This window comes from Lactococcus ileimucosae, from assembly GCF_943193185.1.
In the GTDB taxonomy this organism is placed as follows: domain Bacteria; phylum Bacillota; class Bacilli; order Lactobacillales; family Streptococcaceae; genus Lactococcus; species Lactococcus ileimucosae.
Genome location: NZ_CALPDE010000007.1, coordinates 56,205 through 71,200, shown reverse-complemented (window position 1 = coordinate 71,200; position 14,996 = coordinate 56,205). Strand labels below are relative to the sequence as shown.

General features: G+C 36.6%; 13 protein-coding genes. All 13 read left to right on the top strand.

Annotated features, from left to right (window positions below):
* Positions 1–7: 7 nt before the first annotated feature.
* The 13 genes from NFR51_RS04850 (at position 8) to NFR51_RS04790 (ending at position 14,996) form a co-directional block, all read left to right on the top strand.
* Positions 8–1,168 carry an ABC transporter ATP-binding protein gene (locus tag NFR51_RS04850; RefSeq protein WP_251712586.1) on the top strand — a complete coding sequence of 387 codons (1,161 nt, stop codon included), beginning with the start codon at positions 8–10 and terminating at the stop codon, positions 1,166–1,168.
* The gene (locus NFR51_RS04845; protein ID WP_251712585.1) at positions 1,165–2,079 is read left to right on the top strand and encodes a polysaccharide pyruvyl transferase family protein; all 915 of its coding nucleotides are present in this window, start codon (positions 1,165–1,167) and stop codon (positions 2,077–2,079) included. The genes NFR51_RS04850 and NFR51_RS04845 overlap by 4 nt, the downstream gene beginning before the upstream one ends.
* On the top strand, positions 2,066–3,400 hold the full coding sequence (locus NFR51_RS04840; RefSeq protein WP_251712584.1) for a DUF2142 domain-containing protein: 1,335 nt from the start codon (positions 2,066–2,068) through the stop codon (positions 3,398–3,400). The genes NFR51_RS04845 and NFR51_RS04840 overlap by 14 nt, the downstream gene beginning before the upstream one ends.
* Before the next feature lie 15 nt (positions 3,401–3,415).
* Entirely contained in the window at positions 3,416–6,352 is a 2,937-nt protein-coding gene (locus NFR51_RS04835) for a rhamnan synthesis F family protein (RefSeq protein ID WP_251712583.1), read from the top strand.
* Positions 6,353–6,467: 115 nt separating this feature from the next.
* On the top strand, positions 6,468–7,712 hold the full coding sequence (locus tag NFR51_RS04830) for a glycosyltransferase family 4 protein (protein ID WP_251712582.1): 1,245 nt from the start codon (positions 6,468–6,470) through the stop codon (positions 7,710–7,712).
* 2 nt (positions 7,713–7,714) lie between these two features.
* Complete coding sequence (locus tag NFR51_RS04825; RefSeq protein ID WP_251712581.1) at positions 7,715–8,566, top strand: glycosyltransferase; 852 nt, start codon at positions 7,715–7,717, stop codon at positions 8,564–8,566.
* Between the two features lie 18 nt (positions 8,567–8,584).
* A complete protein-coding gene (locus tag NFR51_RS04820; protein WP_251712580.1) occupies positions 8,585–9,316 on the top strand; it encodes a glycosyltransferase family 2 protein in 732 nt (243 codons plus the stop codon).
* Positions 9,316–9,681, top strand: a complete 366-nt coding sequence (locus NFR51_RS04815) for a DUF2304 domain-containing protein (RefSeq protein ID WP_251712600.1) — start codon at positions 9,316–9,318, stop codon at positions 9,679–9,681. The genes NFR51_RS04820 and NFR51_RS04815 overlap by 1 nt, the downstream gene beginning before the upstream one ends.
* Positions 9,665–10,609: an NAD-dependent epimerase/dehydratase family protein gene (locus NFR51_RS04810; RefSeq protein ID WP_251712579.1), complete on the top strand. Its 945-nt coding sequence runs from the start codon at positions 9,665–9,667 to the stop codon at positions 10,607–10,609. The genes NFR51_RS04815 and NFR51_RS04810 overlap by 17 nt, the downstream gene beginning before the upstream one ends.
* Positions 10,606–12,039: a lipopolysaccharide biosynthesis protein gene (locus NFR51_RS04805; RefSeq protein WP_251712578.1), complete on the top strand. Its 1,434-nt coding sequence runs from the start codon at positions 10,606–10,608 to the stop codon at positions 12,037–12,039. Before NFR51_RS04810 ends, NFR51_RS04805 begins: the two co-directional genes overlap by 4 nt.
* Positions 12,032–13,171, top strand: coding sequence for a glycosyltransferase family 4 protein (locus NFR51_RS04800; protein ID WP_251712577.1), 1,140 nt, complete (start codon positions 12,032–12,034; stop codon positions 13,169–13,171). The genes NFR51_RS04805 and NFR51_RS04800 overlap by 8 nt, the downstream gene beginning before the upstream one ends.
* Positions 13,168–13,998: a LicD family protein gene (locus NFR51_RS04795; RefSeq protein WP_251712576.1), complete on the top strand. Its 831-nt coding sequence runs from the start codon at positions 13,168–13,170 to the stop codon at positions 13,996–13,998. Before NFR51_RS04800 ends, NFR51_RS04795 begins: the two co-directional genes overlap by 4 nt.
* Positions 13,995–14,996 carry a glycosyltransferase family 2 protein gene (locus NFR51_RS04790; RefSeq protein WP_251712575.1) on the top strand — a complete coding sequence of 334 codons (1,002 nt, stop codon included), beginning with the start codon at positions 13,995–13,997 and terminating at the stop codon, positions 14,994–14,996. Before NFR51_RS04795 ends, NFR51_RS04790 begins: the two co-directional genes overlap by 4 nt.

Sequence of the window (14,996 nt, the reverse complement as noted above, 5' to 3'; positions counted from 1 at the left end):
GGAAAAAATGTCAGAAGTAGCAGTAAAAATAGATCATGTGAGTAAATACTTCCGCCTCCCAACAGAAGCAAGTACGAGTCTCCGTACGACTTTGGTGAACCGTATGCGAGGCATTAAGGGTTACAAAGAACAGCACGTGCTGAAAGATATCGACTTCACCGTTGAAAAAGGCGACTTTTTTGGCATTGTTGGTCGTAATGGTTCGGGAAAATCAACACTTTTAAAAATCATTTCTCAGATTTACACGCCAGAAAAAGGGAGTGTGACTGTTAATGGGAAGCTGGTCAGCTTTATAGAGCTAGGTGTTGGGTTTAATCCGGAACTTACGGGTAAAGAAAATGTTTATCTGAACGGTGCAATGCTTGGTTTTTCAACAGAAGAAATCGACCATATGTATGACGATATTGTTGAATTTTCAGAACTTCATGAGTTCATGAACCAAAAGTTAAAGAACTATTCGAGTGGGATGCAGGTGCGTTTGGCCTTTTCAGTTGCTATAAAAGCTAAAGGCGATGTGCTTGTTCTTGACGAAGTACTTGCTGTTGGAGACGAGGCTTTTCAGCGTAAATGTAACGACTATTTCTTGGAGCGTAAAGCATCAGGAAAGACAACAATTTTAGTGACCCATGATATGAATGCTGTTCAGAAATATTGTAACAAAGCCATTTATATTAAAGAAGGTGTTGTTGAAAAAGGCAATATTCAAGATATTACGAATAAATATTCTGAAGATAATCTTGCAAGAAATAACTTGAATGGTAGTCAAGCAGAAGAATCAGCTGCAAAAATTACAATTGAACCCACCTCAGCTCTCTCTCTTTCAAAACCGGATGAGCTTTTCACTGCAAATTTAAATGTTGAGCTTTACGATAAAACGCTTGATAGGTCAGACTTGTTTATTTCCTACAGTCTTCATGATGTGACACGAGGCGGCATTGTTTATGACAGCGGTTCGTTACCCATCCATACTATAAATACTATTGAAATCCCAATGGAGAACTTCCACAATACAGAGTTTGGCTTAGTAGCAACGCTACGGATAAAGCAGCGTGTAGCAGAGGATGGCTTTATTGAAACCGAACTTCTCACTGCTTCACCAATGCTCAGTTTTGTTTACAGAGATTCTTCAGACAAGCGCACTTACGGACTTTTAAAAGAAATCAAATGATACCAAAAAAGAAAATCAAACTTTATTCATGGAAAGCTCCAGGAGGTAAACCAAATTTTGGTGATGAGCTTGGTCCTGAAATTATCCAAAATTTGTTCTCCTACATTGAAATTGTCTATGAATCAGATATTAAGAAAGCTGACATGCTTTCTGTTGGCAGTTTGCTACACATTTTGCTTGATTTAGAGCACAGTCGCCCAACAAAAAAAATGCATATTTGGGGAAGCGGTACCATCTATCCGCTTCAAGCAAGAGTGGGCTCTATCAAGGAAACTTATCCTTTGCATGAGTTTTCATCCCTAGATTTTTCAAAGTTAAAATTTCATGCGGTGCGCGGTAAGTTGACACAGCAAGACTTGAAGCTTCCAGCGCTCCCTCTAGGAGATCCGGGAATTCTTGTAAACAAAGTGTATGAAGAAAGCCAGATCAAGGAAGATAAAATAGGCATCATCCCTCACTTCGAGGAAGCTGACCAACCCCTCATTAAAAAGTTAGCAGCAGACTCAAGATTTAAAATTATTGATGTCTTGCGTGCCCCACAAGCAGTGATTACCGATATTACATCGTGTAAACTTATTTTTTCCTCGTCTCTTCACGGGTTAATCGTGGCGGATAGTTTTGGTATTCCAAACATTCACATGCATCTATCAGAGCGACTTGTCGGAGGAAACTTCAAGTTTGAAGATTATTATTCGGGAATAGGAAAGCAGCATCGATTAGCAGATCTAAACAGGATTCTAAGTCAAGAGTATCACACGCAGCTTATTGAAGAATATCAACCTATTACTGACCTTAAAGGGAAACAAGAAGCTTTATTAAAAGCTTTTCCATACAGAAGAACAAACTATATCTACTCATTGCTCGCCAAGCTGAAAAAAAAGGTTATAAGGAGAAAAAATGAACATAGCTAACAATAAAAAATTAAAACTCCCGGCAGAAAAATTCTTTATCATAGTTGTGCTCATTTTTGGCGTATTGGCTACCTTCCTTACTCCACCAATGTCAACAGGAGATGAAGGTTATCATCTTAGTTATGCCTACAACCAGTTTTCATCTACTCATCCCGAAGTAATGTCTAAGCCAAGTCTCCGTGTAATGGAGAATGAAGCTATTGGAGGCGTTACAGGAAGTACAGCAGCTATCAGTATCAAGGATACTATTTTCAAAAAAGTTGACTTGGGAAATGACGGTATTCGTTTCAATTTAACAAGTAATGGGAATAGTTTTGTTCCTATCAATCTTATGCATCTTCCGGCTTCGGTAGGTGTACTCATTGCGCGACTGATTTATCCAAGTATTGGGGTGATGGATTATGGGGGCAGACTGGCTAATCTTCTCTTCTTTGCCCTCTGTTTTTATTTTATCATCAAAAAAAGTAAGCAAGGAAAGTGGCTCATGGTCATGCTTTTCACGGTTCCCTACCTCATGAAAATCGCCAGCCCAAGCTATGATATCTTTAGCTTCATCGTATTTGCGATGTTTGCACTTAATTTTTTAGAATTGACTCAAATCAAGAGTTTCAAAGAATTAAGCAAAAAACAGCGCCTTTATACCTTAGCCACTGTTTTGCTCCTCTTTTTCGCAAAGAAGAACTATGTTTTCTCACTTTTTGCTCTAGTTGGTCTCCCTATGTTTTATAGACCTTTGGTTGCGCACTTCAAAAAGATGAAGACCGTGACAAAATGGCTTGCAGCCCTTACAGTTGCTTCCTTGATTGTTGGAGCTCTTGTCGTTTTTAATGAAAAATTTGGCTTGGTTCACTTTACAAAAGTCTTTTTTAATAACTATCTCAACTTTGCAACAATGGGAACCAATGCGCGCAGGATGTGGATGATTACCCCGATGAATCTTCCAGACTTCTTTAATATTATCTGGATTCTTTTATTCTGTTGGGTAGCTATGGGAGAGTTTAGACAAGTTTATCCTAAGTGGACGGCTTGGACTTCTGGTATGACTTATTTCATTAACTGGGTCGGGATATTTGCAGGAATCTATGTTGGGCAGAGAACCCTTTCTGCATTTGATGAACTCTCTGGTCGTTATCTGCAACCCTTTATTATTTTTTTCCTCCCGGCTCTACAAAATTTGGGAGCAAAATATAACATTCAACTTTCAGAAAAAACAGTCGCCAACATTGCCAAAGTTTCTACGATTACGATAATGGTTCTTTACCTCCTTATCGTCTTCTACCGAGGCTTTATTCTCAGAGTAAAACCAACAGGAGTTGTCTAAAGAAAGAGTATACCTATGAATGATAAGATTTCAGTTGTAGTCACTTGCTATAATCATGAAAAATATATTGAACAGTGCATAAGAAGTATCTTTGAGCAAACGCATCAAAATATTGAACTTATTATTTTTAACGACGGTTCAACAGATCGTTCTGGAGAAATTATTTCCTCACTGCTTCCAGACTCCCCCTTTCCAGAAACGCGCTATTTTTCAGGTGAAAATCAAGGCGTAGTAAAAATAAGAAATGCTGCTCTAGATAAGATTACTGGTGATTATCTCTTATTTGTCGACAGTGATAACTTTTTAAACAAAGACCATATCGAAATCTTGCTTAGAGAGGCAAAAAAACATGGTGATGTAGACATCGCCTACTGCCAACTCTGGGATTTTGAAAAGGAACGTAATATTTTGCATGAAGAGCTCGATTTTCATCTTGATGATGAGCTGGTTCAAAATGTCATCGACATGTCCTCCTTGGTAAGGACTCAAACGATTGGAAATGCGAAATTTGATGAGAATCTGCGAAGTTTAGAAGATTATGATTTTTGGCTTAACCTCTTTCTTAACAATGGTGCAAGTGCTTATTTTGTGAGAGAGACTAAGTTGAATTATCGTGTACTAGAAGCTTCACGAAGCCAGCGAGATGATTTGGACAGGTATTTTGACGATTATCTCTATATTTTGGACAAATATAAAGGTATCCTTGGAGATAGGTACACGCAAGCAATCAAACAAAGCCTCATCGTCAGTGCGCGTAACTACAGAGACATGGCCGAAGTTGCGGATGAACGTCTTGCCTTAATAAGGAACTTGGAGCAAGAACTCCAGCGTAAAGAATGGGAGATACAGAGCAAAGAGGTACATATACAAAATATCATCCAGTCAAAAAGTTACAGGCTGGGAAGTTCTATTGTGACAAATATCAAGCGGGTTTCTCATATCTTACGGCATCCAAACTTGTGGCTTAAAATCCCCAAGAAAATTTTTAAAGCCCTAAGGATAAAATGTCATCCTGTTCTCAAAATAAAAAAAGAAATATTAGGGCTTTTACGCAATAAATCACGTGAAAAAAATAATTATATTAATCCTAAACGTGTACTTGTTTACGTCATTTATTCAGGCGATAAAAAGCTTCAAAAATACAAGCTGATTTTTCTTGAGGCTCTAGCAAGACTGTCGCATAAAATCGTCATTGTTGTCAATGGTTCTCTCGTACCAGAAGACCAAACATTCTTGGAAGGCTTTGGAGAAGTAATTCTCCGGCCAAATGAAGGCTATGACACAGCAGCATTTAGACAGGGTATACTGGAGTTGGAAAAAACAGGTCTTTCACGATATGATGAACTTCTCCTTGTGAATGATACAAATGTCGGGCCTTTTATGGACTTGGAAATAACCTTCAAGGAAATGGCTGAGCGTAAATTGGACTTCTGGGGCATTTCCTATGGTGAACCCCAAGAAGACTTCACGGGCTACAACAAATATAAAAGAATCCCCGTTCACCTCCAATCTTATTTCCTCGTAATTGAAAAAAATATGTTCACTTACCCAGGTTTCATCGACTACTGGAAAGATGTGAACGATACAAATTCTAGAAATAAAGCGATTGGCAAGCATGAAACTGTGTTTACAAAACACTTTGAAGATCTAGGGTTTAAGCATGGTGCAGTGAGTAACAATAATGGTGATAGTGCGATGTACATGCATCCACTTGTCATGCTGAAAGATTTCAAAGTGCCTTTAGTAAAATATACAGCATTTTCAAACTATAATAAGGACAAATTTGCCTGGCAAGGCATCACAAGGGAAACAGAAGTTCCTGCTTTAATTGATTATATAAAGTCAAACACATCCTATCCCCCAGAGGTTATTGATGGGATAATGGAGGATATCAAGAATGCAAAACCCAAAGAGCACATCCTGATTATTGATGGTGTTGAAAATGCTATTCCACAGTGTACACGCTATCGTGTCGAAAATAAAGCTGCACAGCTAAAATCGCTTGGCTTTGACGTGTGGGTAGTAAATGCTTCAAGCTTTAAGATGGGTTATGCAGAACATGCAAGCCATATCATTATCTATCGTACAGGTTACTCAGAAGAACTGGACAAATTGTGTCAGCTTGCTAAAAAGTATAATAAGCCTGTTTATTATGATATTGATGATCTTGTTATTGATACAAAATACACCGACTTGCTGACTTATACGCAAAATCTCTCTGAATTAGAGAAACACGCGTATGACAGTGGCGTCCACTCTTATGGAAAGATGATGGCCTTGTGTGATAGTGTGATAACAACGACTCGTGATCTCAAAGATGAGCTGAAAAACTATAGTTCAAATGTATTATTAAATAGAAACCTTGCCAGCCAAGAACTGGTGAACCTCAGTCAACAAACACTCAAAGATTATTCAAAAGAAGACTCAAAAGTTAAAATAGGATATTTCTCAGGTTCGATCACACACAATGAAAATTTTGAAATGATTAAACCAGCGATTGTTCAAATTTTAGAAAAATATCCCAATGTAGAACTCCACCTCGTCGGTTATATCGATTTACCACACGACTTGCAAAAATTTTCAGAACAAATCAAAATGAATGATTATGTAGATTGGAAAGAACTGCCGAAACTTATTAGTCAAGTGGATATTAACTTGGCTCCCCTAGTGGATAATGTGTTCAATCGGGCAAAATCAGAAATTAAGTGGCTTGAAGCTGCTCTTGTAAAAATTCCAACCCTAGCAAGCGATTTAGGCTCTTTTGAAGAAATGATTGAAGATGAAAGAACAGGGCTATTGGCTCAACCAGATGAATGGTATGAAAAACTAGAGGCGCTTGTCGAAAGTCCAGAAAAAAGAAAAGTAATTGCCGAAAATGCCTATAATTTTGTTTTAGAACACTGCATCGCTAAAAATCATACAGATGAATTTACCGAGAGTATAAGTAAATAACGTTGTGGGCAGGAAACACTTAATTTAAACAGTTTTCAATCGAATTTTTTTACAGAGTCTGTTTTGCTGAACGGGGAGTGATAAGGCTCGCATTTCAAATAATGAGGAAAGAACAATGAAAAATATTTTATTCGTTTCTCCAACAGGCACCTTTGATAATGGAGCAGAAATTTCAATTTTTTATCTGATGACCGCGTTAGTTAAACGTGGAAACAAAGTGATAAATGTTGCACCAGGTTATCAAGGAGAGGATAAAACAAGTTACCAAAACAAGTTTAAGGCTTCGGGGATCTCTACCTATATCCTTCCAGCCGGAAAATGGTGGTGGGAAGATGCACCAGGGGGGCTTCCAGAAGATGCTAAAGGTCGCGCGTTTTATTATCGTGAAAACATTGCGCAAATCAGACGGCTGATTCAGGAAAACAACATAGATTTAGTGGTTACCAATACGGTGAATATGTTTCAGGGTGCTCTTGCTGCTGCTTGTGAGTCAATCCCTCATTTTTGGTTAATCCATGAATTTCCAGAAAATGAGTTTGCTTATTACCTTGATAAAATAGATTTTATAGCAGAGTATTCGAAAGAAGTCTACAGTGTGACAGGTCTTCTGAATCAAAAACTGAATCTTCTTTTTGAAGGAAAAGAAATCAAGCAGTTTATTCCTTATAGCGAAGTGGATGCTTCGCCCTTAAAAAAAGGAGAAAATATTCGCTTTGTGTCAGTAGGACGTTTGACTGAACGTAAAAATCAGTTGGAACTTTTAAAAGCTTATCGTCAGTCTGGCAAAACAGATGTTGAGCTCTTATTGATCGGGGCTCAAGATGAAGACTACAAAATCAAGTGTATGCATTATATTAAGAAGCATAATTTGAAAAATGTGAAGCTGACCGGTCATCTAGATAATCCATGGGAAGAACTCACGGATAAGGATATCTTTGTCAGCAGCTCGGCCATGGAGACCTTTGGTTTGGTCTATATTGAAGCCCTACTCAAAGGTCTTCCAGTCATCATATCGGACAACCCGGGTTACGCGTCTGCATACAAGATTTTTCAAGAAGGAGAAATGTATCCTTTAGGAGATATTGAAGCCTTATCTGAAAAAATGAGCTTGAGCCTAGAAACTTTTACAGAGCAAAAGCAAAACAGCATCAATAAAATTTCGGAAGTACGAGAGAAATATTCTATAGAGTTTGTTTATAAAACGTTTATTGAAGAAGCTGAAAAAGTCCAAGGCAGTGAGAAGAAAGCCGTGCGACATATAGAAAATCTACTCACAGTGAATGCAGACAGTTCAAGTTCGTTTAAGTCTGAAATAAAGAGAACGGTTAAAAGAGTGCTCTTGAAATTTAAGAAACGATAAATATGAATATAACAATTTGTTTGGTCGCTTATGCCCAAAAATTCACGGAAACAGAATCTTTTGCATCACTTGTCAAACTTAGTGATGCAATCAAAAAAAAGCTCAATGTCATTGTATTTGATAACGGAGCTATAGACTATTCAGAGATAAAGCTTTCTCCTCTTTTTCATTCACTCACATATCTTTATAATCTTGATCCCAAAGAACGAGGGACCCGTATAGCATATGAGACTTCTCTCTCTTTGTCAAAAGACGAATGGCTGATGTTGCTGGACGATGATACCTTACTTACAGAAAGCTATATGCTTACTCTATTTTCTAAGTTAGAAGGTAAAGAAAGAGAGAGTGACATCGTTGCTTACTGCGCGAAAATATATGATGGCACAACACAGATTTCTCCCACAGCAAGTGAGACTTTGGACATGCTCCTCTACCCAAGAGAAGCGGGTGTCTATCACCAAGATATTTCTGGAATATCCAGTACGCTAACGCTGAACGAGTCTTTCCTTGAACAAATCGGTGGTTTTACAAAAGAGTTTCCTCTTGACTACCTTGACCATTGGCTCTTTTCAAAAATCATTTCGAGTCATAAAAAGGTCAAGGTGTTGCAATGTAAACTTAGCCATCACCTATCGGTTCAAGATTTATCCAGTCTGTCAGAGGAAAGATTTCATAGTATTTTTAGCAGCGAATATCGATTTTACAAAGCCTATAAGCCCGACTTGCTCTGTCAACTTAAAAGAAAATATGTTAAAATGATTCTGAAAGGTCTTTTGCAGAGAGATTCTGGAATCAGATGGAAATACTTGATTAAATTAATGTTACAAGTAGAAAAAAGACAAAACCAAGACTAAGAGAGGAATTTCATAGATTTGACTAACAAAGCAAAAATTCTTCTAATCATTCCTGCGTATAACGAAGGAGAAGGGATTGCAGAGAACATCAAAAAAGTAGAAAATTATATTAAAAGTTCTTCTTATAACTTAGATTATGTGGTAATTAACGATGGTTCAACAGATAACGAAGAGGAAGTGCTAAAAGAGAATAAGATTAATCACGTTGAACTTATTCAAAACCTTGGAATTGGTGGAGCTGTACAGACAGGATATATGTATGCCTATAAAAATGGTTATGATATCGCAGTTCAGTTTGATGGTGATGGACAGCATGATATCGAATCGCTGCCTCAACTTATAGACCCTATTATAAATGACCAAGCAGATTTTACTGTTGGTTCAAGGTTCCTTGATGAGAGCAATTCAGAGTTTAAATCTTCAAAAACACGTCAAATTGGGATTAAGATTTTGTCCACTTTGATTCGTCTCACATCAAATATACGTATAATGGATGTTACCAGTGGTTATCGTGCAGGGAACAGAAAAGTTATTGAACAATTTGTGAAAAGATACCCTCGGCAATACCCAGAGCCAGAAAGCTACATGCATCTTTTTGCCAAAAATATTCGTGTAAAAGAGGTAGGGGTAAGAATGTTTGAACGAACTACGGGGACATCTAGCATAAGTCTTTTAAAAGGTGTAAACTATATGATTAGTGTTTCGTTATCCATTTTAGCAACGTCACTATTAGGGAAGGGTAGAAAATGATGCCGTTACAACTACGAATATTAGCGATTATTCTAGCAGTTTCATTCTTTTTTTATACGATTCATCTTGTTAGAAAAGACAAAGCAGAAATCCGACACATGTTGAAATGGCTGGTTCTAGCATTAGTTATTCTGTTTGGAGCACTTTTTCCAGAAGTGGGAAGTGAAGTCGCACATTTTTTTGGGATTCAAACTCTTACCGCATTATCCTTATTTATACTGGTAAGCATTTTACTGATCATTGTTTTAAAATACCAGATGTCTCTAATATCTGCTGAAAAGCAAATAAAAAATTTAGTTCAAGAAATATCATTACTTAAGAAGAATGTGGAAGAAGTGGAAGATAAGAATGATTCAAAACAATAATATTTTAATCACTGGTGGGGCAGGGTTTATTGGTTCATCTTTGGCTAATAGGCTTCTTCCTAATAATAAAGTTACGATTATTGATGACCTCTCAATGGGAGATTTTTCTAATCTAAGTAGCTCGAGTAATTTAATAAAAATAAAAGGCTCTGTAACGGATAAAGCTCTGCTTGAAAAAGTATTTGAAGAAAATGACTTTGATTATATCTTTCATCTTGCAGCAGTGGCCTCTGTGGCGGATTCAGTTGCTCGTCCATATGAAACTCATCAAGTCAACTTTGACAGTACAATGGCGATTTTAGAGATTCTACGGACAAAGAAAAAATCAATAAAACGCTTTATTTTTTCTTCAAGCGCAGCGGTTTATGGAGATGAACCAACTCTTCCAAAACAGGAAGAAAGTATCATTCGTCCGCTAACACCTTACGCGGTTGATAAATTTGCCTCGGAAAGAATGGTCATGGTTTATAATGATCTTTACAAAATTCCGGCAAGTGCAACGCGCTTTTTCAATGTCTATGGTCCAAACCAGAACCCTAATTCCCCATATTCCGGTTTTATTTCGATTTTGGTGGATTGTCTGAAAAATCAGAAGCTCTTGACAATTTTTGGCGATGGTGAGCAAGCAAGGGATTTTGTTTACATTGATGATGTCCTCCAAGCATTGCTTCTTATTGCAACATCTGACCAATCTTTAGGCCAAGTTTACAATGTTGGAACTGGAACAAAGACGACTTTGAATGATTTGATCCGCTTTTCCCAAAGCGATTTAGGCAAAGAGGTAGATGTCAAATATGCTGAACCAAGAGAAGGCGATATTAAACTTTCAATCAGTAACATCCAAAAATTAAAGAAAATAGGATATAATCCAAAGTATAATCTCGAAAGTGGAATGAAGAAATACTTAGATTATGAATTTCACAAATGAAAAACGAGTTTAAATCAGGAATATTTTTCACGGCAATTGCTCAGTACAGTACCGTAGTTGTACAACTTATCCTCAATATGGTGCTTTCTCGACTGTTGACACCTGAACAAATAGGGATAGTAACTACGGTACAAGTGTTAATTTTATTTTTTCAGCTCTTAACTGGTACAGCTATCGCACCAGCAATTGTGCAAAATAAAGAGTTGAAAGCTGAAGATTATGGGGTGATTTTTAATTATACGATTTTAATCGGTGTGATTACCTCTCTATTTTTCGGAGTTGTTGGTGGCTTTACATTATCAACAATTTTCAACAATCCTATCTATATCCCGATTTGTTGGTCAATGTCACTTATCATTCTTACTGCAGCCATGAATCAAGTGCCTAATGGTATCCTCAGTAAGGAAAAAAGATTTAAGGCAATCAGTCTTCGATTGGCTGGAGCAAGCATAATTAGTGGGATAATGGGTATAACTGCTGCAATAATGCATGCAGGGATATATTCATTGGTAATCACCTTTACGATGATTGAAGCGATTATACTTGTGTTGAATTTACGATTGGTAGATATTAAGTATACACGATCAATGCGTATTGAACCTATGAAGAAAATCTTTTCATTTGTCAAATATCAAACGAGCTTTTTATTACTAAACTACTTTTATCGTAACTTCGATAATATACTTGTAAGTAAGTTTTTTGGCGCAAAGCCCTTAGGAAATTATTCAAGAAGTTACCAATTGCTGTCCCTTCCGATAACTGTGTTTTTAAGTGTTGTCAACCCTGTTTTACAACCCATCTTGGCCGAACATGAAAAAAATGTTCCTTTGATAAGAGATACTTATTTAAAGATTAGTCAAATCCTCGCCTTTATTGCGATTCCGGTATCTGTTTTCTTTTCACTCAATGCTGAGCCCATCATTTATTTACTGTTTGGAAATCAATGGGGGGGAGCAGTCATGCCCCTGAGATTTTTAAGTTTGAGTATATGGGCACAGATGCTAGCACAGATGATGCCAGCAATATGGCAGGCAAGAAATCTTGTGAGGATTCAATCCTTTAATGGGATAGTTTCTTTAGGAATTATTTGTATAAGTATTATAGTTGGAATTTCCTTTGGTTCAATAAATACTGTGGCAATTGCAGTTTCAATCTCTTATATAATCAATTTTGTTATTTCAGGAAGTTTGCTAATGAATCAAGCGCTTGAAGGAAAGTTTCGTCTAATTGTACGTAATCTCATAAAACCTTTCATCCTGGGAATATTGCTTTATGCAGTTTTATATTTCACACAAGATTTTACTAATATTTTAAATTCCTTTGTTACTCTTCTTGTGAGAGGAAGTATTTGGCTAGTTTTAATTGTGGTTTTCTTGTACTTCTCTGGCGATTTGAAAAATATAAAACAATTGGTGAAAAATAATGAATAAAACAGTTGCGATTTTTAATGGATATTACCTTCCCCATTTAGGGGGGGTCGAACGCTATACCTATAATATTAGTAAAAAGTTACACGAGCGGGGCTATAATGTCATTATAGTGACGACTCAGCATAGTGATGATTTGCTTAACGAAGAGATACAAGAAGGAATAAAAATTTATCGTCTTCCTGTAAAAAACATTTGGAAAAACAGGTATCCATTTTTGAAAAAGAATGCCTTATATCATTCTTTAATAAAGAAAATTTCATCTGAACCTATTGATTATTATATTGCCAATACTCGTTTTCACCTTCCTGCCCTGTTAGGAACTGAACTGGCCAAGAAAAAAGGAAAAGAAGCAATCGTTATCGAGCATGGTTCGTCCTATCTTACCTTGAACCAGCCCATTTTAGATTTATTTTTACAAAAAATTGAGCATTGGTTAATAAAGAAGGTGAAGAAAAATACTTCCCTTTTTTATGGTGTATCCAAGGAAGCTTCTGAGTGGTTAAAGACTTTTAACATAGATGCAAAAGGTACACTTCCTAATGCAGTCTCCGTCGAAGAGTACAATAACCAAAAAATAGAAAAAGTCCAAGATAAGACTGTAATTTCTTATGCTGGGCGATTGATTCCACAGATGAAAGGCGTTGAAATACTGCTTTCAGCTTTTGAAAAACTTTCAAAAGAGAGAGAGGACTTGGAACTGATTATAGCTGGTGACGGACCACTATTAAAGGAAGTTCAGACACAGTATCAACAAGAGAATATAAGATTTTTAGGACGACTCCCTTATGAGAAAGTACTAGAGTTAGATGCGCAATCGGATATTTTTGTTTTGATGTCTCGGAGTGAAGGCTTTGCGACAGCAATGCTTGAGGCAGCGATGCTAGAAAATGTTGTAATTGCTACTCCAACGGTTGGTGGGGCGCGAGATATTATGCCAGATGAAAGTTATGGCTTTATTATCGAAAACAGTGAAGCTGCCTTACTTCAAACGCTGAGAAAAATTATTGCAAATAAAGAAGAGATGAGACGTATACAGAAAAAAGTATCTAAGAATGTAGTAGAAAACTTTACATGGGAACAGTCAGCAGAAGCTTTTGTAAAAGTTTTCAAAGAATTGGACGAGAAAAAATGAAAGAGATAACTCAAGAAGAACTTCGGGAAATACAGCTTGACCAACTGGCTTATATCGATACGATTTGTCGAGAAAATGGTATTGAATATACTTTAGCTGGAGGCTCTTTGATTGGAGCTATGCGTCATGGGGGCTATATTCCATGGGATGACGATATTGATATTGAGCTTACACGGGCAAACTATGAACGCCTCATTAAGATTTTGATGGAAAAACTTCCAGATGAGAGATATGCTCTGCTTCATTATAAAGTAAGAGAAGCGTATCTTCCTTTCGCGAAGTTATATGATACACGTACAACATTTGAAAGTGAAATTGATAATTTGAATAGGGGTACGGGAGTGTTTTTAGATATTTTTCCAATGGATATTTTACCCGATGATGAGGAAGAGCGAAAACATTTCAAAAAAGAATTCTTGAAAAAAGCCGTTCGATTAACAGCTTCTAATCCTCATGGCGTTGACTTTGCCAGTGCAAGTAGAAAGCTATATTTTTGGGGGAAGTTGATTTTGTGGATGCCGCAACACCTCAAATACCGCGGGAAATATCGGACTTTAGCTGAACAGTTAGACCTCTTTATGCAAAAATACAATAATACAGATAACAATTTAGTTTCATATCTGTATACTGGTTATAAAAATGCAATTTTTCCTAAAAAAATCTGGGAAGAATATGAAGATGTAAAATTTGAGCACTTGATTTCTCGAAAACTGAAAGATCATGATGCTTATCTCTCACGTCAGTATGGCGATTATATGAAATTACCCCCAGAAAATGAGAGAGTAAATCATGAATATTACAAATGGTTTTGGAAGGATAAATCATGAAATTTAGCATTATTATCCCAGTTTATAATTCGGAAAAGTATATAGAAAAATGCGTATCCAGCATTACTCAGCAAACGCATCAAGATTTAGAGATTCTTTTAATAGATGATGGTTCAACAGATAATTCTGGAAATATATGTGATGAACTATCAAAGGCTGATTCTAGAGTGAGAACCATTCATCAAGAAAATGGAGGGACATCAAAGTCTAGAAACACAGGTTTAAAAGAAGCCACTGGCGACTATGTTATGTTTATGGATAATGATGATTTATGGTCGACTAAAGATGGTTTGGCGGCTATAAACAGCCAGCTTCTAGAATCCAAGGCTGATGTTTTAATATTTGATTCTGCGATTGAACGAGAGGGTAATGTCGATCATGCAGGAGAATCTAATTTTTCAAGAGATAGAGTATTAAAACAACCTACAGAAGTCGCTTTGAAAGAATTAATCGTAGGGAACAAACTGGTTCGGGCTGTTTGGACAAAGGTAATCAAAAATGATTTAATAAAAAAACATCATTTGGAATTTCCAGTAGGAATGAGAAATGAAGATACAGCTTTTACAGCAGATTTAATTGCTGTTGCACAAAGCTACGACTGGTATAATTATTATTTTTACACTTGGATTAAAACAGGAGTGAGTCAAACTTCGAAAAGAGTCTCTCTTCAAAGTATGAAAGATTTAGAAGAAATTTTGGTTGCTAATTTTGATAGAGCTTCAAAAATAGAAAACAAAGAAATAAAAAAAGCTTTTTTATCTTATTTGGCCTATCCATATGTAGTTCTGTTAGGGCAAGCCAAAGAATATCAGAAACAAGATAAAACGGCGAGTCTCCAAATAATAAAAAACTTGGAACACTATAAATTTATCTTAAATATTGATGGGCATCCCACAGTTAAAAAGATAAAATACATTTATAAAATATTTGGATTCAAAGTAGTCGTCCACCTTTTAGGAAGAGAAATGAATAGAATATACAGGACACAAGGAATTTGA

Coding starts and splice junctions, on each gene's coding strand:
- NFR51_RS04825 (WP_251712581.1), top strand. CDS start 7,715: ATGAATATAACAATTTGTTTGGTCGCTTATGCCCAAAAATTCACGGAA.
- NFR51_RS04850 (WP_251712586.1), top strand. CDS start 8: ATGTCAGAAGTAGCAGTAAAAATAGATCATGTGAGTAAATACTTCCGC.
- NFR51_RS04835 (WP_251712583.1), top strand. CDS start 3,416: ATGAATGATAAGATTTCAGTTGTAGTCACTTGCTATAATCATGAAAAA.
- NFR51_RS04790 (WP_251712575.1), top strand. CDS start 13,995: ATGAAATTTAGCATTATTATCCCAGTTTATAATTCGGAAAAGTATATA.
- NFR51_RS04840 (WP_251712584.1), top strand. CDS start 2,066: ATGAACATAGCTAACAATAAAAAATTAAAACTCCCGGCAGAAAAATTC.
- NFR51_RS04810 (WP_251712579.1), top strand. CDS start 9,665: ATGATTCAAAACAATAATATTTTAATCACTGGTGGGGCAGGGTTTATT.
- NFR51_RS04795 (WP_251712576.1), top strand. CDS start 13,168: ATGAAAGAGATAACTCAAGAAGAACTTCGGGAAATACAGCTTGACCAA.
- NFR51_RS04805 (WP_251712578.1), top strand. CDS start 10,606: ATGAAAAACGAGTTTAAATCAGGAATATTTTTCACGGCAATTGCTCAG.
- NFR51_RS04815 (WP_251712600.1), top strand. CDS start 9,316: ATGCCGTTACAACTACGAATATTAGCGATTATTCTAGCAGTTTCATTC.
- NFR51_RS04800 (WP_251712577.1), top strand. CDS start 12,032: ATGAATAAAACAGTTGCGATTTTTAATGGATATTACCTTCCCCATTTA.
- NFR51_RS04845 (WP_251712585.1), top strand. CDS start 1,165: ATGATACCAAAAAAGAAAATCAAACTTTATTCATGGAAAGCTCCAGGA.
- NFR51_RS04830 (WP_251712582.1), top strand. CDS start 6,468: ATGAAAAATATTTTATTCGTTTCTCCAACAGGCACCTTTGATAATGGA.